22 protein-coding genes and 1 riboswitch are annotated in these 18,388 nt (G+C 49.6%); of the genes, 18 read left to right on the top strand and 4 right to left on the bottom strand.

The window, feature by feature from the left end:
* The first annotated feature begins 78 nt into the window (after window positions 1-78).
* The 4 genes from BM185_RS11370 to BM185_RS14740 all read left to right on the top strand — a co-directional run bounded on the left by BM185_RS11370 (window position 79) and on the right by BM185_RS14740 (window position 4,151).
* A complete protein-coding gene (locus BM185_RS11370; RefSeq protein WP_091963700.1) occupies window positions 79-1,674 on the top strand; it encodes a methyl-accepting chemotaxis protein in 1,596 nt (531 codons plus the stop codon).
* A 25-nt stretch (window positions 1,675-1,699) separates the two neighbouring features.
* Window positions 1,700-2,695 (top strand): serine hydrolase domain-containing protein, encoded by a 996-nt coding sequence (locus tag BM185_RS11365; RefSeq protein ID WP_091963697.1) that lies wholly within the window; start codon window positions 1,700-1,702, stop codon window positions 2,693-2,695.
* A gap of 99 nt (window positions 2,696-2,794) precedes the next feature.
* Entirely contained in the window at window positions 2,795-3,865 is a 1,071-nt protein-coding gene (locus tag BM185_RS11360; RefSeq protein WP_091963693.1) for an XRE family transcriptional regulator, read from the top strand.
* Entirely contained in the window at window positions 3,843-4,151 is a 309-nt protein-coding gene (locus tag BM185_RS14740; protein ID WP_218149434.1) for a PIN domain-containing protein, read from the top strand. Before BM185_RS11360 ends, BM185_RS14740 begins: the two co-directional genes overlap by 23 nt.
* 210 nt (window positions 4,152-4,361) lie before the next feature.
* On the opposite strand, the gene BM185_RS11350 is transcribed toward BM185_RS14740, so the two are convergent.
* Window positions 4,362-5,225 (bottom strand): YicC/YloC family endoribonuclease, encoded by an 864-nt coding sequence (locus BM185_RS11350; RefSeq protein WP_091963690.1) that lies wholly within the window; start codon window positions 5,223-5,225, stop codon window positions 4,362-4,364.
* 59 nt (window positions 5,226-5,284) lie between these two features.
* On the opposite strand from BM185_RS11350, the gene rph reads away from it, so the two are divergent.
* Window positions 5,285-6,004, top strand: coding sequence for a ribonuclease PH (gene rph / locus BM185_RS11345; protein WP_091963687.1), 720 nt, complete (start codon window positions 5,285-5,287; stop codon window positions 6,002-6,004).
* A 43-nt stretch (window positions 6,005-6,047) separates the two neighbouring features.
* Here rph and BM185_RS11340 read toward each other — a convergent pair whose 3' ends face one another.
* On the bottom strand, window positions 6,048-6,803 hold the full coding sequence (locus BM185_RS11340) for an exodeoxyribonuclease III (RefSeq protein WP_091963684.1): 756 nt from the start codon (window positions 6,801-6,803) through the stop codon (window positions 6,048-6,050).
* A gap of 83 nt (window positions 6,804-6,886) precedes the next feature.
* Between BM185_RS11340 and pyrE the strand changes: the two genes are divergently transcribed.
* From pyrE to BM185_RS11325, 3 genes are read left to right on the top strand one after another with little or no spacing between them, the layout of a single operon-like run.
* A complete protein-coding gene (gene pyrE, locus BM185_RS11335; protein WP_091963680.1) occupies window positions 6,887-7,534 on the top strand; it encodes an orotate phosphoribosyltransferase in 648 nt (215 codons plus the stop codon).
* A 26-nt stretch (window positions 7,535-7,560) separates the two neighbouring features.
* Window positions 7,561-8,154: a YfaZ family outer membrane protein gene (locus BM185_RS11330; protein ID WP_091963677.1), complete on the top strand. Its 594-nt coding sequence runs from the start codon at window positions 7,561-7,563 to the stop codon at window positions 8,152-8,154.
* A gap of 9 nt (window positions 8,155-8,163) precedes the next feature.
* Window positions 8,164-9,507: a deoxyguanosinetriphosphate triphosphohydrolase gene (locus BM185_RS11325; protein ID WP_245751754.1), complete on the top strand. Its 1,344-nt coding sequence runs from the start codon at window positions 8,164-8,166 to the stop codon at window positions 9,505-9,507.
* Here the strand turns inward: BM185_RS11325 and BM185_RS11320 are convergent.
* Window positions 9,493-10,275: an ATP-grasp domain-containing protein gene (locus BM185_RS11320; RefSeq protein WP_091963674.1), complete on the bottom strand. Its 783-nt coding sequence runs from the start codon at window positions 10,273-10,275 to the stop codon at window positions 9,493-9,495. The two genes, BM185_RS11325 and BM185_RS11320, sit on opposite strands and share 15 nt — an antisense overlap.
* Before the next feature lie 168 nt (window positions 10,276-10,443).
* Here BM185_RS11320 and BM185_RS11315 point away from each other — a divergent pair, with 168 nt between their 5' ends.
* From BM185_RS11315 to BM185_RS11300, 4 genes are all read left to right on the top strand, one after another.
* Entirely contained in the window at window positions 10,444-10,872 is a 429-nt protein-coding gene (locus BM185_RS11315; protein WP_091963671.1) for a PaaI family thioesterase, read from the top strand.
* A gap of 168 nt (window positions 10,873-11,040) precedes the next feature.
* Window positions 11,041-12,654 carry a methyl-accepting chemotaxis protein gene (locus tag BM185_RS11310; RefSeq protein WP_177203540.1) on the top strand — a complete coding sequence of 538 codons (1,614 nt, stop codon included), beginning with the start codon at window positions 11,041-11,043 and terminating at the stop codon, window positions 12,652-12,654.
* Between the two features lie 31 nt (window positions 12,655-12,685).
* Window positions 12,686-13,822, top strand: a complete 1,137-nt coding sequence (locus tag BM185_RS11305; protein ID WP_091963665.1) for a hypothetical protein — start codon at window positions 12,686-12,688, stop codon at window positions 13,820-13,822.
* A 12-nt stretch (window positions 13,823-13,834) separates the two neighbouring features.
* Window positions 13,835-14,251 carry a type 2 periplasmic-binding domain-containing protein gene (locus BM185_RS11300; protein ID WP_218149433.1) on the top strand — a complete coding sequence of 139 codons (417 nt, stop codon included), beginning with the start codon at window positions 13,835-13,837 and terminating at the stop codon, window positions 14,249-14,251.
* Between the two features lie 2 nt (window positions 14,252-14,253).
* Here the strand turns inward: BM185_RS11300 and BM185_RS11295 are convergent, their stop codons facing one another.
* Window positions 14,254-15,168, bottom strand: coding sequence for a DMT family transporter (locus BM185_RS11295; RefSeq protein WP_091963662.1), 915 nt, complete (start codon window positions 15,166-15,168; stop codon window positions 14,254-14,256).
* Between the two features lie 123 nt (window positions 15,169-15,291).
* Between BM185_RS11295 and thiS the strand changes: the two genes are divergently transcribed.
* From thiS to BM185_RS11265, 6 genes are all read left to right on the top strand, one after another.
* Window positions 15,292-15,492 carry a sulfur carrier protein ThiS gene (gene thiS, locus BM185_RS11290; RefSeq protein WP_091963660.1) on the top strand — a complete coding sequence of 67 codons (201 nt, stop codon included), beginning with the start codon at window positions 15,292-15,294 and terminating at the stop codon, window positions 15,490-15,492.
* Between the two features lie 14 nt (window positions 15,493-15,506).
* On the top strand, window positions 15,507-16,295 hold the full coding sequence (locus BM185_RS11285; RefSeq protein WP_091963657.1) for a thiazole synthase: 789 nt from the start codon (window positions 15,507-15,509) through the stop codon (window positions 16,293-16,295).
* A complete protein-coding gene (gene trmB / locus BM185_RS11280) occupies window positions 16,292-17,023 on the top strand; it encodes a tRNA (guanosine(46)-N7)-methyltransferase TrmB (RefSeq protein ID WP_091963654.1) in 732 nt (243 codons plus the stop codon). The genes BM185_RS11285 and trmB overlap by 4 nt, the downstream gene beginning before the upstream one ends.
* Window positions 17,024-17,091: 68 nt before the next feature.
* Window positions 17,092-17,508, top strand: a complete 417-nt coding sequence (locus BM185_RS11275; RefSeq protein WP_091963650.1) for a GGDEF domain-containing protein — start codon at window positions 17,092-17,094, stop codon at window positions 17,506-17,508.
* The gene (locus BM185_RS11270; RefSeq protein WP_091963647.1) at window positions 17,478-17,945 is read left to right on the top strand and encodes a diguanylate cyclase domain-containing protein; all 468 of its coding nucleotides are present in this window, start codon (window positions 17,478-17,480) and stop codon (window positions 17,943-17,945) included. The genes BM185_RS11275 and BM185_RS11270 overlap by 31 nt, the downstream gene beginning before the upstream one ends.
* Window positions 17,932-18,213, top strand: a complete 282-nt coding sequence (locus BM185_RS11265; protein WP_177203539.1) for an EAL domain-containing protein — start codon at window positions 17,932-17,934, stop codon at window positions 18,211-18,213. Before BM185_RS11270 ends, BM185_RS11265 begins: the two co-directional genes overlap by 14 nt.
* A gap of 86 nt (window positions 18,214-18,299) precedes the next feature.
* Window positions 18,300-18,378: riboswitch (S-adenosyl-L-homocysteine riboswitch) on the top strand.
* Window positions 18,379-18,388: the final 10 nt, after the last annotated feature.

Genomic DNA, 18,388 nt, shown 5'->3' with positions numbered 1-18,388 from the left:
CGCGCATAAGATAAAACCTAAAGATCAGGTATAGTTAGCTCCTGTTTGAATCTTTCTTTCATCTTCAAGGTTTTTCTTATGAATCAGCAAATTGCAAAGCTCCTTTCGGTTATCTTGCGAAGCTTGGGTTTGAAAACCCTGGATCGGCAGTTTTTGTTCTCCTATGCTCTTATTTTTATCTTGGCTGCCACTGCCTCCGCTTCCTTGTTTATGAGCCTTTCTGTTTCTCCAGAGACTATCAATGTCGCTGGTGCTCAACGCATGCTCAGTCAAAAGATGACCAAGGAAGCCTTGCTGCTGACACAAGGGGTTGGCGATCAAGCCACTTTAAACGCAACTCAGCGTCAGTTTGAACAGGCTCATCAGGATCTGATCCAGGGCAATCCAGAGCGCAATATCAGTGCAATAGATGACCCGGAAATTCAACAGCAAATGCAGCGGGTCGATGATCTTTGGCAACAAATACAAGACTCGCTACAAGAAGTAGTGAACAATCCCAATTCAAGTAATATTCAACAGCTCGAACAAGAGTCAGTCACTCTGCTGAGAGAAATGAATCAAGCCGTTACTCTTATGACACGGAAGGCAGAAAGTACTCAAAGATTCCTGGCTTGGCTGGCCTTTGCGTGTGTCACAGCCATCCTGGTTTTGGTTGTTCTGGGTCGAATCTTCGGTATGCGCCAATTGATGGATAATATTCAGGTGTTACTAAAAGGCATGCAGCAAGTCGGTTCAGGCCACTTCACCCGGCGTTTGCAGGTCACCTATAAAGAAGATGAAATTGGTCAGATGTTCACTGCCTACAACCGTATGCAGGATGAAATCGTTAATCTGCTCGAACAAACCAAAATCACCGGCCAAACCACCAACCAGCATGTGCAAGAAGTGGTTGAAGCGGCCCATACCACGGGTGAAGGTATTCGTCAGCAGCACGAGGATCTGGATCAGGTGGCTACCGCCATGAATGAAATGACAGCAACCGTAGCCGAGGTGGCCAGCCATGCTTCCAGTGCTGCAGAAGCGGCGGATTCAGCCGATGAACGTGCGCGATCTGGTCAACAACTGGTTAAACGTACTTCTGACCAGCTTTCAAATTTATCAAGCAACTTAAAAGAGGGTGCTGATCGCCTGCACCAATTACGTGAAGAAACCCAATCAGCAGGCAAGGTTCTGGAAGTGATCACGGGTATTGCCGAACAAACCAACCTTCTGGCTTTGAATGCGGCCATAGAAGCGGCCCGAGCCGGAGAGGCAGGGCGTGGTTTTGCCGTGGTGGCTGATGAAGTTCGCAATCTGGCAAGCCGTACCCGGGATTCCATTGGAGAAATTGACACCATTATTGTCCATCTACAATCAGAAGCCAGCCGGGCTGCCGAGTCAATGATCCACTATTCCAATGAAGCCACTGAAAATGTTGATCAGGTCCATCAGGCCACCGAAGCCTTGGATGCGATTGTTGAAGCGGTTGATCAAATCAGAGGAATGAATACCCAAATTGCGGCAGCAGCAGAAGAGCAGCATCAGGTTGCTCAAGACATTGACCAACGTATCGTACATATTGCAGGTATTGCTGATCATAACCGTGGTGAAGCCGAGCGGGTTGTCACAGCCAGTGAACTGATTCGTCAAGAAGTTGGTCAACTTAATAGCCAACTGAGCCGTTTTGAAACCTGACCCGAATAACTACTTGTGAGCAACCATGATAACGCGCCGAACTTTTAACAAACTTGCCCTGGCTGGTTTGACCGTCCCTTGGTTGCCTGCTGCTTTTGGACAAAGCAGTTCAGCACTCGATCAGGCAATCGGCGCTTTAGATCAGCTTCACTCCATTCAGATCCAACAGGGCGATCAATTGATCTATGCCCAGGCACCCAAAGGGCCTGGGCTGGATAGCCTGGCAAATATCAAATCCTGCTCTAAAAGCCTGGTTGCTTTGCTTCTAGCTAGCTGTCTTGAACGCAAGGAAATCACTTCGCTGGACCTCCCCTTGGGTGAAATTGCACCCAACCTGATTCCTAAAAGTGCCAGTGAACAGGTCAGCCAGATTACTCTTGAAAATCTGGTGACCCTTCAGGCTGGCTTGCAAGGTACTTCAGGTGCTCAGTATGGGGCTTGGGTTGCCTCTTCCAACTGGGTTGCTGATGCACTTTCCAGGCCCCTGGTCAGTCAGCCAGGCGGACGCATGATCTATTCCACAGGCACCACTCATGTGCTGGGCGCTGTGCTGACCGAAGCTTCCGGTCTTAGCCTTTTGGAACTCGCTCGTCAGCGCTTGGGTCAGCCTCTGGGGATCAGTATTCCTCCCTGGGTTCGAGATCCTCAAGGCTACTATCTGGGCGGCAATGAAATGGCCCTAACACCACGCGCCATGCTTTCCGTTGCACTCATAATGCGTGACGGTGGTCGTTTTGAAGGTCAGCAGGTTATTTCAGAAGAGTGGATTCGATCGTCTGTCATTCCACAAACCCAATCGCCCTTCTCCGGCATGGGTTATGGCTATGGTTGGTTCATTACCGACAGTGGTTATATTCTGGCCAGAGGTTTTGGTGGTCAAATACTCGCCGCTCACCCTGAGTTACAACTGGCGCTCGCCATCACTTCTGATCCCACCCGCCCCGCCTACTCTCGCGGCTACTTTGGTGATCTGATGGACTTGTTGGATGGACCCATTCTTGAGCTGGCAAAATCGGGTTAAGATTTCTTTAAAAATTGCCGCTGTGAAAATGACAAGAAGGACACTGCAGTTTACAATTAACAAAATTATTTTTTATTTGTAAACCCAAGGAGGGCAGAGATGATTGGTGAACGCATACTGCGAGCACGCAAAGCAGCAGGTTTATCTTTACGTGCTTTAGCAGATCAGATAGGTGTATCCCAAACTACCATCAACAAGTACGAAAAGGGTAACCTTGTCCCATCATCAGGGCAGCTCATTAAGCTCTCAAAAGCACTGAGTGTAAGGTCTGAATATTTCTTTCGACCTGTAAAGGTGGAGCTTAAAGGGGTCGAATACCGTAAGCGCTCAACTACTCCAAAAAAGATTCTGGCCCAAATCGAGGCTGATGTTCTTGACCAAGCAGAACGCTGGACTAGTCTAGTGTCTCTTTACCCTAAAGCCCCAGTCAAAAAGTTTGCCTCACCCCAAGGGCTTCCAAAGCTCATAAGCCAGCTTACTCAAATAGAAGCCGTTGCCAACACTGTTCGTGAAGCATGGGAGCTAGGTTTAAACCCTATTCCGGACATGATTGACATGCTGGAATCCAGAGGCATTTTAGTTATCGTCACCTCAATTGAGGTTAACCAAAAGCTTGATGGCCTGGCAGCTTCTGTTAATGGTACTCCCGTTATCGTTGTCTCCAAGCACTGGCCTGGTGACCGGCAGCGTTTTACTCTTGCCCATGAACTGGGCCACCTATTGCTTCATGGGCGTCTGGATGAATCAATTGATGAAGAAAAAGCCTGCAACCGATTTGCTGGGGCTTTCCTTTTACCTCAAAAATCAACTCTTCAACGTTTGGGTGGGCATCGTAGTCATTTGGAGCCGCAAGAGCTTTATATGCTCAAGCACGAGTTTGGGCTGAGTATGATGGGATGCCTGATCAGAGCTAATCAATGCAAGATAATTAGCGATGCTGAAAAGCAAAAGATGATCCGCATTTTCTCCAGTAAAGGGTGGCGCACTAAAGAGCCCGGTGACCCCTACCCTTGTGAAGAAACCTATCTTTACCGGCAATTAGTCTATCGTGCCCTTGCGGAAGATTACTTAGCAGAGAGTAAAGCGGCCGAATTACTCTGCATATCAACTTCTGCATTAAGGAAAGAGCGGAAACTAGGAGGCATGGATGCTACAGCTACTGATCAGTGACACAAATATCCTTATCGACCTTGAGGAAGGAGGACTGATTAATGAACTCTTCCAACTACCCTATCAGTTTGCTGTGCCAGACATTCTATTTGCAGAAGAATTAGAAGCACACCATAACCATCTTCTAGCTAAAGGGCTTCAACAGAGAGAGCTTACTCCGGAAAGCATGGACTACGCACTGCAATTAGTTGAGCACTACTCTGGCCCCAGCACCAATGATTGCCTTGCCTTAGCACTGGCAAGGCAAGGCAAGGCAAGAGCAGTGCCCACTGATAACCGGCGATAAACGCTGCGTAAGGCTGCAGACCAAGAGCAAATAGAAAAACTGGGCACCCTATGGATACTAGAACAAATGTTAATACACCAGCTGGCCACTATTGATCAGATTGACACTGCCAAACGACTAATGCGCGAGTCTGGTAGCCGCTTACCCTGGTCAAGTCTTGAATCAATACTGGAGAAGTATCGTTAGTAGTTCAACTCGTTGATCACAAAGCTACTCAATATTCTGCACCTGCTCGCGCATTTGTTCGATAAGCACCTTAAGGTCCATAGCAACCTGGGTCATGTCCAGGTTCATAGCTTTGGAACCCAGGGTGTTGGCTTCGCGGTTCATTTCCTGCATCAGAAAATCCAGGCGGCGACCCACAGGGCCTTTTGTTTTCAGGGCACGGCGTACTTCGGTAACGTGCGCTTCAAGGCGATCCAGTTCTTCAGCGACATCCTGTTTTTGCGCCAGCATGACGACTTCTTGTTCCAGGCGTGCAGGGTCGACTTCGACCTGAAGTTTGGCTGCTTTCTCAAGCAGGCTTTCCCGCCAGGCTTCCAAGGCGGCTGGGAGATAGCTCTGGGCATTTTGCAAGTGAATACTGATTTGTACCAGGCGCTCTTCAATCATGGCGGCCAGGGCTTCACCTTCCCGCAGCCGGTGGGCTTGCAGGTCTTCCAGTGCCAAATCAAAAAGTGACAATACCTGAGCCTGAACTTCTTCTTCGTCTGTTTCACTGGCTTGAATAACACCGGGCCATTCCAAAAGTTTCAAAGGATCAACAGGCGCTGCCGCAGGCATTTTACTGCGCACTTTTTCAGCACTGGCAATTAATTTGTCCAACAAGGTTTCATTGAGCACCAGGTCTTGGCGCTCATCAGCTGGATAAAACTTCAAATTCAAGTCCAGCTTGCCTCTGGCCAGTTTTTGCTTCAGGCGATGCCTCAGTGCCGTTTCCTGGTTACGCAGGCTGTCGGGTAAGCGGAAGTTGGGTTCCAGGTAGCGCTGATTAACTGAACGAATTTCCCAGCTCAGACTACCCCAGGGTAGGTGAACTTCACGGCGGGCGAAGGCGGTCATGCTGGCAATCATGTTAAATCCTTAATGTGTATAATGCGCAGTTCATTCATTCAAGGCTTTAGGTAGAAACCATGCGACCCAGCGGAAGAACCCCGGATCAGACACGCGAAATCACCCTGAAACGTCATTTTACCAGTCATGCTGAAGGCTCAGTACTGGTTAGTTTTGGGGCTACCCAGGTGATCTGCACCGCCAGTGTCGAAAAAGGCGTTCCTCGTTGGCTGAGGGGCAAAAACCAAGGCTGGCTAACAGCTGAATACGGTATGCTGCCTCGTGCCACTCATTCGCGCAACAATCGCGAAGCAACTCGTGGCAAACAGGGTGGCCGCACTCTGGAAATTCAGCGCTTGATTGGCCGCTCACTGCGCTCTGCAGTGGATCTCAAAAAACTGGGCGAATACACCATTACTCTGGACTGTGATGTGATCCAGGCCGATGGCGGCACGCGCACGGCTTCGATTACCGGCGCTTGCGTTGCCCTGGTCGATGCCTTGCGTAGCCTACAGCTCCAGAAGCTGCTTAAAGAAGACCCCTTCAAACAGTATATTGCTTCTGTCTCTGTCGGTATTTATAAGGGTGAGCCGGTTTTGGATCTGGATTATGCAGAAGACTCTGCCTGTGAAACCGATATGAACGTGGTCATGACAGAAGCCGGCCAGTTTATCGAAGTTCAGGGCACTGCTGAGGGCCAGCCTTTTTCCCGCCAGGAAATGAATGCCATGATGGAGCTGGCTGAAAAGGGCTGCAACGAAATCACCGCCTTACAGAAAAAGGCACTGGAAACCATCTAAATAAAAAGCAAGCCGGACCTCAAGGGGTCCGGCAGCATCTTAATTAGAGGTCATACTCAACATAAAGCGGTGCATGCGCTGAGAACTTAACACTGGGGTCTATCCAGGCTTTTTTGATGGCACGGCGCAAATTAGGACCGGTCACCTGGTAGTCCAAGCGCCAGCCTTCCTGACGCTCGCGATCTCTTTCTGCATTAGGCCAGAAGGTATATTGATCAGCATCCCGATTCACTTCACGGAAGGCATCAATATAGCCCAGCGGACCAAAGACTTGATCCATCCAGGCACGCTCTTCGGGACGAAAGCCGATGCTCAGCTGGTTGTCTTGCCAGTTGGCCAGATCCAGCGTCTTGTGGGCAATATTCCAGGAACCGCAGATAATGTATTCGCGACGCTTACGGCGCAGTTTGGTGAGGTATTCCAGGAACTGCTCCATAAAGAGTTTCTTTTCTGCAGGGTTAATCCCCGAAGGCATTTGAAAACTGCAAACACTGACTTTGTCAAAATCGGCCTGAATATAACGCCCTTCACGATCAGCCAGTTCAAAGCCCAGACCGGTCATAATGGCTTTAGGCATGGAACGGCAATAAATTCCCGTTCCCGCAAAGTCATCTTGTTCAGCATCAAAGAAATAACCTTCCCAGCCTTCAGGACGTTCAATGGCATCACCCAGCTTGTAGGCTTTGGTGCGCACATCCTGGACGCAGACAACGTCAGCATCCTGCTCCTGGAGCCAGTCGAGGAAGCCCTTTTCTACGGCTTGCTTGATTCCGCCAACATTCAGGGTGATCACTTTCATAGCGTGAGTAGTTCCCATTCCTGCGTGATACACATTTATTTAGGGTGTATGATACCTGACCTTAATACTTTTGGGGAATTGCTGTGCTAGATTATCAACAAGAGTTTATCGATTTTGCCATCAAACAGCAGGTATTGCGGTTTGGTGAGTTCACCCTTAAATCCGGTCGCGTCAGCCCCTACTTTTTTAATGCTGGCCTTTTTAATACCGGTGAAGCCCTTACCAAACTCGGCCATTGTTATGCCGAAGCCATTCAACGCTCGGGTATCGAGTTTGATGTTCTCTTTGGCCCAGCCTACAAGGGCATTCCTCTGGCTGCAGCTACAGCCAGTACCCTAGCAGCCAATTACAACAAGATCACACCTTTTGCGTTCAATCGCAAGGAAGCCAAAACCCATGGCGAGGGTGGTCAGCTGGTCGGTGCCGACCTTACAGGCCAACGTGTCCTCCTAATTGATGATGTCATTACCGCTGGAACCGCTATCCGCGAGGTTTTGCCGCAGATCGAAGGGGCCAAAGGCAAGATTTCCGGTGTCGTCATTGCACTGGATCGCCAGGAAAGAGGCCAAGGTGAAAGATCAGCCATTCAAGAAGTCGAACAGGATCTGGGCATTCCGGTCGTCAGCATTATTACTTTGGATAATATTATTGAACATCTGAACACCAAGTCTGACTTGCAGTCTTATGCCCCGGCGATAGAAAATTACCGCCAGACCTATGGCGTTTGCTAAGCCAGTTTTCACAAAGGACAGTCATCATGTCAGTTAACAAGTCACTTTTTTCAACTGTTGCGGCAGCAGCTTTGTTGTTTTCCGCTCAAGCATCGGCCTTTTCACTGGCACCTGGCTCGCTCGAAGCCAACCTGAATAATGAAAGCATTCAGTTTGAATATGACCGAGCCGTTACTGGTGCTCAAAACCTGCACATCAATGGCAGTATTCTTTACACCGAACAACACTCCGATGATTCGGCCAGCGTTTTCACTGTCGGCTTTCAGGGCGTAGAAACAGACAATCGAACCTTCCGTGCAGCTGTGGGTGCACGTCTTTATGGTTACACAGCCCCTGAATCTACTTCAGGCCTTGCCCTGGCGTTTGGTGGGCTCTTCTACCATATCGTTCCTGGTGCTTCTCATATTTCTCTGGGCGGCTATGGCTGGGTTGCTCCTCAAGTCACCAGCTTTGGGGATACCGAATACCTCTATGAAGCCGGTGCGCGCATTGCCTATCGGGTGATCCAGAATACCGATGTCTTTTTGGGCTATCGTTATCTGCACCTTAAATCTGATGACAAGGACTTTAATGATCCTATTGAAGATGGCTTCCACCTGGGTTTTCGCCTTAATTTCTAAGGCTTGGGCATGACCGTAAATAGCCGGATGAACTGGCAACAGCTGCTCAGCGCCAGCCGCTTGGGCAGCCATCGTTCATCCCGTGAAGAGCCAGGGCGCAGCCCTTTTCACAAGGATCATGACCGGATTATTTTTTCCGGTTCCTTTCGTCGTCTGGGTCGAAAAACTCAGGTTCATCCTCTGGTCAGTAATGATCATATTCATACCCGCCTAACCCACTCGCTGGAAGTGGGCTGTGTGGGCCGCAGCCTGGGTATGCTGGCCGGTGAGCGACTTAAAGAGCAATTGCCTAATTGGATTGCTCCTGCTGACCTGGGGGTTATCGTCCAGGCTGCTTGTCTTGCCCATGATATCGGTAACCCACCCTTTGGGCATGCAGGCGAATATGCCATTCGCGACTGGTTCCAACAGGCGGAGCGTCAGGGTCTGCTGCAGGGTTTAAGTGATGCCGAACGCCAGGACTTAACCACTTTTGAAGGCAATGCTCAGGGTTTCCGAGTGGTTACCCAGATCGAATACAACCAGTTCACTGGTGGCATGCGGCTTACTCATGCCACTCTGGGCGCCATGCTTAAGTACCCCTGGACGGTTGAACATGCCAACGAAAAGGGCAAGTTTTCTGCTTTTCAAAGTGAAAAGCACCTGCTGCAACTAACTGCTGAACACCTGGGTTTATTACAAAGAGCCGATGAATGCTGGGCCAGACACCCTTTGGTCTATCTGGTCGAAGCGGCTGATGACATCTGCTATGCCTTATTGGATCTTGAAGATGGTTTGGAAATGGAAATCCTGCAATATGACGAGGTAGCCAGCATCCTGGAAACCATCGGCCAAGGACAGCCTGAAGGTTTTGATACACTAGCCAAAGCTTCCCAGCGCAGGCGAATTGCCGCACTGAGAGGTCAGGCCATGGAGAAAATGACCGAGGCAGTCATTGAGGTTTTTGTTCAAAACCAGCAGGCACTACTGGAAGGGCGCTTTAATCAGGACCTGATTGATGTTTGTCCAACCCACATAGCTGAAGGAGTCAGAGCAGCCAAAACACTGGCCAGGGATCGAATTTTTCGCCATCAGCGCAAAGCCAAGCTGGAAATCGGTGCCTATTCAACCCTGGGCACCCTGCTGGAAACCTTCTGTGAAGCCTGCAATGCCCGCCACCATCATCAAGGGCAGCTAAGCTTTAAACATCAACGAGTCCTAGCACTCATTGGTGAAAACATGCCCGAAGAAGACTGGCCCCTCTACCAAAGCTATAGACGCGCCCTGGACTTTATTGGCGGTATGACCGACAACTATGCCGTTGATGTTGCCCAGGAGATGAACGGCCAGATTGGTAATTCAAGAAATGGCTAAGGCTGCTTGTGGCTGATTTAAGTATTTCAGCAAGGCTTCACTAAAGCTGACTTTACCTACCAGCATACCCTGACTGCCAAACAAGCGGTTAAATTCAAACAGGTAAGGCCAACCATCAACCAAGGCCAGATCAAAACCACCATGATCGATATTGAGCTGGGTCGCCAGCCGCCGAACCAAATCCAGAGCCACCTGCGGAATAGCTTCCCGACTGACCCTGCCACCCTGGGAAACGTTATTCAAAAAGCCTCCTTCAGGCGCAATTCGCCAATAAGCATCCAGAAGCTCACCAGCCACCCAGACCACCCTTAGATCCTTGTGGATCTCCAGTTTCTCCTGGATATATAGCACTTCATTATGCGTTGCCCAGTCATAAAGTTCCGCTTCCGAAGCCAGCAGGCTAACACCTTCACCCCGAGAGCTTTTGATTGCTTTGGCGACCAGGGGAAAGGAAAACTTGTCGAGTATTTCCTGCAAAGCTGAGCGAGAGCTGCCATGAATTGCCGTTTTGGGCAGATGCTCGGGACAAACAGCTTGAAAAACCCGCGTCTGCTCAACCTTGTTATGACCCAAATAATAGCTGGCAGGGCTGGGAAAAATCCGCTTTTTCAGGCCGTAGAGCAGCGTATTGATCTGCCAGTATTCAGGAAATAGCAACCAGTCAGCATCCCGAATTTCATCAAGATGATCATACATACGTTCTGGCTTGATATAGCGGACACCAGGCAACCCCAAAGTACGCAAAGCGTCAAAGGAAATTAGTTTCAAAGCGGTGAACCTCAAAGGGAAGGAAAAGCCCCGGCATCTTAATCCCAAACCTCTCAAGGAACCAGCAATAAAACTTACCAGTCACGCAAGAAGCCTCACGAGTGCTTACAAGACCTTGTCATTGCTGCATAATTTTCTCAACACAACAAAGATAACTAGGGGCCTGAAATGACCAGTCCGTTAAAAATGAACCGCGAAGAAATGATCCTTTTCCTGGAAAAGGAGTTTCCTCAATATCTCGGTGAAATCACGGAAGTTGCGGAAGCCTACAGCCTTTTGCGCCTGCCCGTAGACACCTCACACCTGCGCCCCGGTGGAACTGTTTCCGGCCCAACCATGATGGCCCTGGCTGATGTGGCCATCTATGTTGCGCTACTTTCCAAAATCGGCCCTGTTGCTCTGGCGGTGACCACTGATTTTACCTGCCACTTTCTGAACAAACCCCAAGCCGATAAAGCCTTGATGGCCAAAGCCAGGCTCTTAAAACAAGGTAAACGCCTGATTATTGGCGAAGTTGAGCTTTACAGTGAAGGCGATGCCGAAACCCTGGTAGCCCATGTGGTAGCAAGCTATTCAGTACCTCCGAAAACGAATTAAGAACTTCTGTTAACAGGCCATTAATAAACATTCCAAAAAAAAACACCATTAACTCATATTCGCACAAAATAGCCTTGTAGTTGGTATCTACACAAGCTAATATGCGCTCCGATTAAAACACCTGTTTGAAGTAAAGCTCAAGGAATGATGCTTCCTGAGGGCGCCAAAATGCTTGACCATCTGAAAATCAGCCAAAAATTCGCTATTCTTATTGTAATCACCCTACTTGCGTTTATGACCAGCCAAGGCTTTAGCCTGATTACAGAACGCAGCAATAGCAAAACTCTCCAGCACTTAAACTACCAGCTCTATCCTGCGGTTGAGCTTACTACACGCAACCAGTCCTTATTGCAATTGATTGAGTTTCAGATCAACAGTGCGGTCACTACTGGCGACGATCAAGCACTTAATGATGCTCAAGGCAACTATGAAAAAACTCTTGCGGCTATGAAAAAGCTGCCCCAGCTGAGTAGTGATTTCGTTAATGAAAGCCAAACTGCAGAAAAAGCACTAAAGGATTGGTACTCATCTGCTCGCAGCATTGCAGAAGAGTTTATGAGTGGAAATGTTAATTTTGCAGAGATCAGCGAACAAGCTACGACCAATGCCAAGAGGCTAGAAAAGCTGCATCAACAACTTAAACAAATGAATCTAACTACGGAAGATAGGTTTACTTCAGCTATTCAGTCCACCATTGATCAATCGCGCCGTGCAAACCAAATCGCAGCCTTGATTGCATTTATTGCCATTTTTACCTTGGCTAGTTTAAGTCTTATCACGAGTCGTTCGATTACTGGTAACTTGGCACGGGTTTCATCGCTGTTAAAAGATATGAATTCAGGACAAGGCGACCTTACTACACGTATTCAGTATCAGGGCAAAGATGAAATCCGCCCCCTGGTCAATAACTTCAACCAATTTATTGACAAACTTCACCAAACTTTTGGACGTATAGCAACGGATATTCAAGGGCTTAGCCAAGTATCCACTCGCCTTACTTCATCAAGCACCGACAACTTCCACCGCATTCAAGAGCAGTCGACTGCAATCGCTTCAACCCACAATGCGATTCAAGAGCTCATGCAGAGTGTTCATGAAGTGGCCCGTTTTGCTGCTGACGCCTCTAACCAAGCGCAGGATGCAGATCAAGCAGCATCTGAGGGCAAGCAGGTACTCAATAACAATATTGCCACTATCAATAGCCTGGCTGAAGAAGTGGGCAATACCTCTGAGGCTGTAAACAGGTTTGGTGACCTAGCAAACAATGTTGGGCATCTTTTGAAAACCATCCAGGATGTGGCCGAACAAACCAACCTACTGGCTTTAAATGCTGCCATAGAAGCGGCTAGGGCAGGTGATCATGGCCGAGGCTTTGCTGTTGTTGCTGATGAAGTCAGAGTTCTGGCAGTTCGTACTTCCGAAGCAGCAGATGAAATCTACAAAATTATCAAAGAACTAGGGCAAGCATCACAAACAGCTATTGAAGCTATGCAAATTAGTGTTCAAAAAGCTGAGCAGGGCGTTGAAGCAACCACCTCCTCAGCTACAACGCTAGAGCATATTATTAGCAATGTTGGCAATATCAACGGCATTAATGAGCAAATTGCTGCCGCCACTCACGAACAAAGCAGCACCTTCGAGTCAATTCTTCAACATGTACAGCATATCCACAGTAATGCAGAACAAGTTACTGAAGAAACTTCGCGCCTCGATCAGGTAAGTCAGGACATTGACCAAATTACCCGCACCTTAACAGAAGCCTCTAGTCAGTTTCGCGTGTAAAAAACCAACCACACTACTTAAGGAAATCCTTATGCAAAAGATTTCATGTACCCTGACACCTCTGGTGACAGGTCTAGCACTCTTGGCTGCTAGTCACAGTGGCATCTTGCTAGCCGCTGATGAAGCACGTATCAACCAGCTTGAGCAACAACTCAGTAATGTCCAGCAACAGCTGGCCAGCCCTGAAGCAGAACGCCTACGCTTTAATGGTTTTTTCAGCACTGGTTACAGCCGTGCTACCAATGATGCAGGCTATGCAGGCAACACTGAACGCTCTGCAGTGGAAGAAAACACCCTGCTCGGTCTTCAAGGCCGCTATAACTTCAGTCGCGATACCAGCCTGACTTTACAAATGGTCGCACGAGGCAGCGATGACTGGTCAACCGATATGGAGTGGGCCTACCTTAGCCACCAGCTCGCACCTAGCCTACAAGTGCGTGCCGGTAAACTACGTCTACCTCTATTTATGCACTCAGATTCTTTAGAAGTCGGCTATGCACAAACCGCTCTTCGCCCCAACAACGAAGTTTATGGTGGCGTACCTGTTAGCAGCTATACAGGTGTAGATGTTAATTACAATTACTTCTTGCCCTATGGCAGCACCAATGTTCAAGCTTTTACTGGTCACACTGAAGAGGGCAGCTTTGAGTTCCGTAATATTTTTGGTGGTGTTGCTTCTTGGACTGATTATATTTGGACGCTACGTGTTAATGCAGCCACCGCTGAAGTATCTGTTGAGAGTTTAGCAGCCAGTGATCGCGGCAACTTTTTTGGTGTTGGTCTTGAGTACGATGATGGCCTTTGGCAAATCACATCCGAAATCACTCGTATTGAGGTGGATTCCAATATGATTGCTGACCGTGATGCCGCCTATTTAACCATCGCCCATCGCTTAGGTTCCTTTACGCCCTACGCAACGGCAGCCTGGTTAGAAACCCAGGATGATAGTAATCGTGACGAAACCAACAACCTGCTTAACATTGACCGCCAAAGCTACAGCCTAGGTCTTCGCTGGGACCTGCTCAACAGCACCTCACTTACCGCCGATTGGACCTATGTTGACGAAAGCAGCGATCAGCTGGGCGGAGTTGTTAGCCAATTCGGCACAGGCAGCTTGGCAGGATCCAGCAGCAATATTTACAGCCTTCGCCTCGACAGCGTCTTTTAAAGAAGGATGATCATGATTAAAAAAACACTTCTAACCTGTGCAGCACTGCTCTTGAGTTTGCCTTTGATCGCTGGTGATCTGGTTGTTATTGGCCATCCCTCAGTACCCGATGGGATCACGCAAAACCAGGTCCGTGATATTTTCTTAGGGCGCAGCCAGCAGCTGCCTAATGGAAACCTTGCAACTCCCTTAGAGATGAACGACTCATCGCCACATAAAGCTACTTTTCATAGCCTTTACACTGGACGATCGCTTTCGCAGCTTAATGCATTTTGGTCTCAGCAGGTATTTACAGGTCGCGGACAGCCACCACGCAGCCTTGACTCAGTGGCCGCCATGAGATCTGCTGTTGCCAACACCCCTGGTGCTTTAGGTTATTTGCCAGCCAGTGAAGCAGACGACAGCGTGAAGATTCTTCTAGGACCTTGATGCTAGCTTGAAGGAGCCCGACCCTCTTCAGGGTTGGGCTTGCCTTGGTACTGCTGAACCATCAAGGCGAGAATAATCATCACTAGACCTATCAGGGTGGAGGGATAAATTTGCTCTCCCACCAAAAAATACAGCAGCACCAGGGACACAAAAGGTGAAATGAAAATCAGGTTGGAGATTCTGGCGGTGCTTTCTGCATACTGCATAGCCAGCAACCACATCACAAAAGCAAAACCCATTTCAAACAAGCCCAGGTAAACCGCACCCAACCAACCCTGCCAGGCCAGCAGTTGAAAATCCGACCAGATCCAGGTCGCCAGAGCAATCAACGGCAAGCCCAAAAGGAAGTTCAGGGTTAAAGCCACCAGGGGGTCCGCCTGATTACGGGTGTTAATAATCCAGTAGGCCGACCATACCAGTGTTGACGCCAAAGCCAGAGCCACGCCCCAGCCACTGACAAAATTCAATCCCAATAGATCACCCCGAGTCGCTATCACGGCTGCACCCAAATAGCCCAGAAAAATGGCAATCCAGTCCTGCTTGCGAATCACCTGCCCCAAAAAAGGCACTGACAAGAGGCTTAGCGTTATCGCCCAGGTATAATTCAGCGTTTGCGCTTGTTGTCCCGGCAAGAAATCATAGGCATACAGCAAGAGTAGATAATAAAGCAAAGGGTTCATCAAACCAGAGAGCAGGAAAAACCCCGGCCTCTGCCGCAGCCAGTAACCCAAAAGATGCAGCTTCCCCTGACGCCACAAAAGCACCAGCAGTAAAATAACCGAACAACTGGTTGCCACCAAGAGTAACTGAAGTACCGAAAAATGCGCCAGGGTCAGTTTGAAGGCGGTGGCCACCGTCGACCAGCAGGCCACAGCGCCCAGGGCAAACAAGACTGCTTTTTTCTGATCCTTGACCACCACCTTCTCCTGTCCAAATCCCCAACCTAAGAAAACTCTGATTAACTACTGTGCTTGTGCTTCCTAATAGGATAACAGGAGAATAAAAATCCGGTAGAATAGGCCCATGAATCGGAGGAGCCCATGCAAATCACACTGAACGGGGAAACCCATCAGCTTGAAGAAGGCCAAAGCGTGGCTGATCTCCTTGAGCAGCTGCAGCTGGCTGGCAAACGCCTGGCCGTTGAAGTCAATGAAGAAATCATCCCCAAAAGCCGTCATACCACTCAGCGTCTGCAAGCCAATGACCGGGTGGAAATTGTTCACGCCATAGGTGGCGGTTAATTTCAGGAGCAGGCATGACTAAACAAGACACTTTTAAACTGGGTACCCGTGAGTTTTCTTCACGCCTTTTGGTGGGAACCGGCAAGTACAAAGACTTGCAGGAAACCGGCGAAGCCATCGCTGCCAGTGGTGCCGAAATCGTCACCGTCGCTGTGCGCCGGACCAACATTGGTCAAAACCCGGATGAGCCCAATCTGCTGGATGTTATCTCCCCAGAGCGTTATACCCTGCTGCCTAACACTGCGGGCTGCTATAACGCTAAGGATGCGGTGCGCACCTGCATGCTGGCCCGCGAACTCCTGGATGGCCATAACCTGGTGAAACTGGAAGTTCTGGGCGACCAAAAAACCCTTTACCCCAATATGCGCGAAACCTTTCTGGCCACTGAAAAGCTGATCGCCGAAGGTTTTGAAGTCATGGTCTACTGCAATGATGACCCCATCGCGGCCAAAGAACTGGAAGCCATGGGCTGCATTGCCATCATGCCGCTGGGTTCTCTGATAGGCTCAGGCCTGGGCATCCTCAACCCGCATAATATTCGCCTGATCATGGAAGATGCCCAGGTTCCGGTATTAGTGGATGCAGGTGTCGGCACGGCTTCAGATGCAGCCATCGCCATGGAAATGGGCTGTGATGGTGTACTCATGAACACCGCCATTGCCCATGCCCAAAACCCGGTGCTTATGGCCAGTGCCATGAAAAAAGCCATCGAGGCTGGACGTGAAGCCTACCTGGCCGGACGCATGCCCAGAAAAGCCTATGCCAGCGCCAGCTCACCTCTGGAAGGACTGATCAATTCATGAGTAGCAGCCAGCAGCAAGACAACAAGCATGACCGGGCTGGTGATGCCATTCATGACAAGCGTATTCGCAGCTTTGTATTGCGCCAGGGCCGGATGACCGGAGCCCAACAACGCGGCATTAATGACTTCCTGCCGCGTTATGGCCTTTCGCTGGATGAAGGGCGCATTGATCCAGCGGGCGTCTTTGGCCGCCAGGCACCTCTAGTGGTTGAAGTGGGTTTTGGCATGGGCAACTCCCTGCTGGAACAGCTGCAAGCCATGCCGGATCATGATTTTATTGGCATCGAAGTTCATCTGCCCGGTGTCGGCAAACTACTTTGTGAAGCGGGTGACCTGAACTTGGATAACCTGCGAGTATACCGGGATGATGCTGTCGAGGTGCTTAACCAGTGCCTGCCGGATGAATCGATTGATCTCTTCCAACTCTTCTTCCCGGACCCTTGGCCCAAGAAAAAGCACCACAAGCGGCGCATCGTCCAGCCGCCTTTCGTGGAAACGGTACGCAAAAAACTGAAAATCGGTGGTCGCTTTCACTTGGCTACCGACTGGGAAGCCTATGCCGAACACATGCGTGATGTCATGAACGCTGCACCCGGCTATGCAAACACCGCTGAACTGGGTCAGGATTTTGTGCCTCGCCCTGCATCCCGCCCTTTAACCAAGTTTGAAAAACGGGGTGAAAAACTTGGCCATGGTGTTTGGGACTTGATTTATCAGAGGAACAACTAGCAAAATGTAGTAACACTAATTTACTAAATATGGGAGAAGGCATGTCCAGATCAGCCAGGAGCAGATCAATGACCGGACGCCTCCTGGCCTTACTGGCGGCCTGCCTTCAGTCTCTACCTCATCAGGGTGAAGTCGCACAGAGCCTGGGTATCTCCGGTTTTACCATTCCCGGTGACTATCGCATTATTGATCAACTCTTAAGGGAACTGGGCCTGCCTCCTTTTGATGAATCTCGTGATTTGAGTATTCGTGAGGCTTGGGAAAGAGTGCAATATCCCGCTTCAATACTTCTTCTGTTACTTGGTTTCCTGTTAGCGCTGATTGCCATCCACCTTCAACGCTCCAATACGGCACTCAAAGCCAGTCAGGCACGTATTCACCACCTCGCCTACTTTGACAAACTAACCCAGCTTCCCAACCGAGCGGCACTTCTCGAAGATTTGGATCGTCAGGCATGGATGCCATCGAGAAGCAGCTTCTGGTGATAAACCTCGACCGCTTTAAAGTCATCAACAATGTCAGAGGCAGCCGTCTTGCTGACAAGCTATTGCAAGAGGTTGCCCGGCGCCTGCTCACACTGGTTGCTAAGCAAGGCCAGGTTTATCGCTTGGGTGCCGATGAGTTTGCTGTTCTCGCCAGCTGCATAACACTGGAAAACCCGTTATTGCAGGCTATGAACCAACCCTTGGAGCTGGATGGCGAAAGCTTCCAACTTTCTGTCAGTTTGGGAATTGCCGATACTCAGGGCTTACGAGAAGCGCAATCAAACGACCTTTTACAGAAGGCCAGTACGGCTCTGGCAGCCGCCAAGCGTCATGGTGGCAATCAGGCCATCTATTTTGAGGCGGGACTGGCAGAGACTGCCAGAGATACATTTGAAATCGAAAATTGGAACAGGCTATTCTTCTTTGGCCTACCTTAAACGCCTGCCTTTTGATGAGCTGAAAATTGATCGCAGCTTCGTGCAGGATGCTCCCAGAAACCCTGAGGATGCTGCCCTGGTCGATGTCATGCTGGCTGTAGCCGATAATTTAAAGCTTCAGGTGGTTGCAGAAGGCATTGAGACACAAGAGCAAGCTGACTTCCTGAAAGCCCCCGGCACCCTGGCCTACCAGGGTTATTTTTTTGGCAGGCCCGAACCCGCTTACGACTGGCTGGCGAGGTGGTTGCATCAAAATAAGTTCAGCTGATTCACGCCAACCCCAATCCTGCTTCCAAAAACCGCCCAAGGCGTTACAATAAACAGATGGTAGCTGCTTTGGCTGCCTCCCTTCCCTGCTTTGAGGGGCGCTGCAGCAGCTTTTTCGTCTGTCAGGCTCAAAGTAGGAAGCAGCATTCAACGGCGCCCGTTCAACTTGAAATGAC

This window comes from Marinospirillum celere, from assembly GCF_900112235.1.
GTDB classification, from domain to species: domain Bacteria; phylum Pseudomonadota; class Gammaproteobacteria; order Pseudomonadales; family Halomonadaceae; genus Marinospirillum; species Marinospirillum celere.
The sequence above is the reverse complement of the archived record's forward strand: the minus strand, read 5'-3'. Positions and strand labels throughout refer to the sequence as shown.

Coding starts and splice junctions, on each gene's coding strand:
- BM185_RS11285 (WP_091963657.1), top strand. CDS start 15,507: ATGACTAAACAAGACACTTTTAAACTGGGTACCCGTGAGTTTTCTTCA.
- BM185_RS11315 (WP_091963671.1), top strand. CDS start 10,444: ATGACCAGTCCGTTAAAAATGAACCGCGAAGAAATGATCCTTTTCCTG.
- BM185_RS11325 (WP_245751754.1), top strand. CDS start 8,164: ATGACCGTAAATAGCCGGATGAACTGGCAACAGCTGCTCAGCGCCAGC.
- BM185_RS11340 (WP_091963684.1), bottom strand. CDS start 6,803: ATGAAAGTGATCACCCTGAATGTTGGCGGAATCAAGCAAGCCGTAGAA.
- BM185_RS11365 (WP_091963697.1), top strand. CDS start 1,700: ATGATAACGCGCCGAACTTTTAACAAACTTGCCCTGGCTGGTTTGACC.
- BM185_RS14740 (WP_218149434.1), top strand. CDS start 3,843: ATGCTACAGCTACTGATCAGTGACACAAATATCCTTATCGACCTTGAG.
- BM185_RS11370 (WP_091963700.1), top strand. CDS start 79: ATGAATCAGCAAATTGCAAAGCTCCTTTCGGTTATCTTGCGAAGCTTG.
- BM185_RS11300 (WP_218149433.1), top strand. CDS start 13,835: ATGATTAAAAAAACACTTCTAACCTGTGCAGCACTGCTCTTGAGTTTG.
- BM185_RS11275 (WP_091963650.1), top strand. CDS start 17,092: ATGACCGGACGCCTCCTGGCCTTACTGGCGGCCTGCCTTCAGTCTCTA.
- BM185_RS11350 (WP_091963690.1), bottom strand. CDS start 5,225: ATGATTGCCAGCATGACCGCCTTCGCCCGCCGTGAAGTTCACCTACCC.
- rph (WP_091963687.1), top strand. CDS start 5,285: ATGCGACCCAGCGGAAGAACCCCGGATCAGACACGCGAAATCACCCTG.
- trmB (WP_091963654.1), top strand. CDS start 16,292: ATGAGTAGCAGCCAGCAGCAAGACAACAAGCATGACCGGGCTGGTGAT.
- BM185_RS11305 (WP_091963665.1), top strand. CDS start 12,686: ATGCAAAAGATTTCATGTACCCTGACACCTCTGGTGACAGGTCTAGCA.
- BM185_RS11310 (WP_177203540.1), top strand. CDS start 11,041: ATGCTTGACCATCTGAAAATCAGCCAAAAATTCGCTATTCTTATTGTA.
- BM185_RS11330 (WP_091963677.1), top strand. CDS start 7,561: ATGTCAGTTAACAAGTCACTTTTTTCAACTGTTGCGGCAGCAGCTTTG.
- thiS (WP_091963660.1), top strand. CDS start 15,292: ATGCAAATCACACTGAACGGGGAAACCCATCAGCTTGAAGAAGGCCAA.
- BM185_RS11360 (WP_091963693.1), top strand. CDS start 2,795: ATGATTGGTGAACGCATACTGCGAGCACGCAAAGCAGCAGGTTTATCT.
- BM185_RS11270 (WP_091963647.1), top strand. CDS start 17,478: ATGGATGCCATCGAGAAGCAGCTTCTGGTGATAAACCTCGACCGCTTT.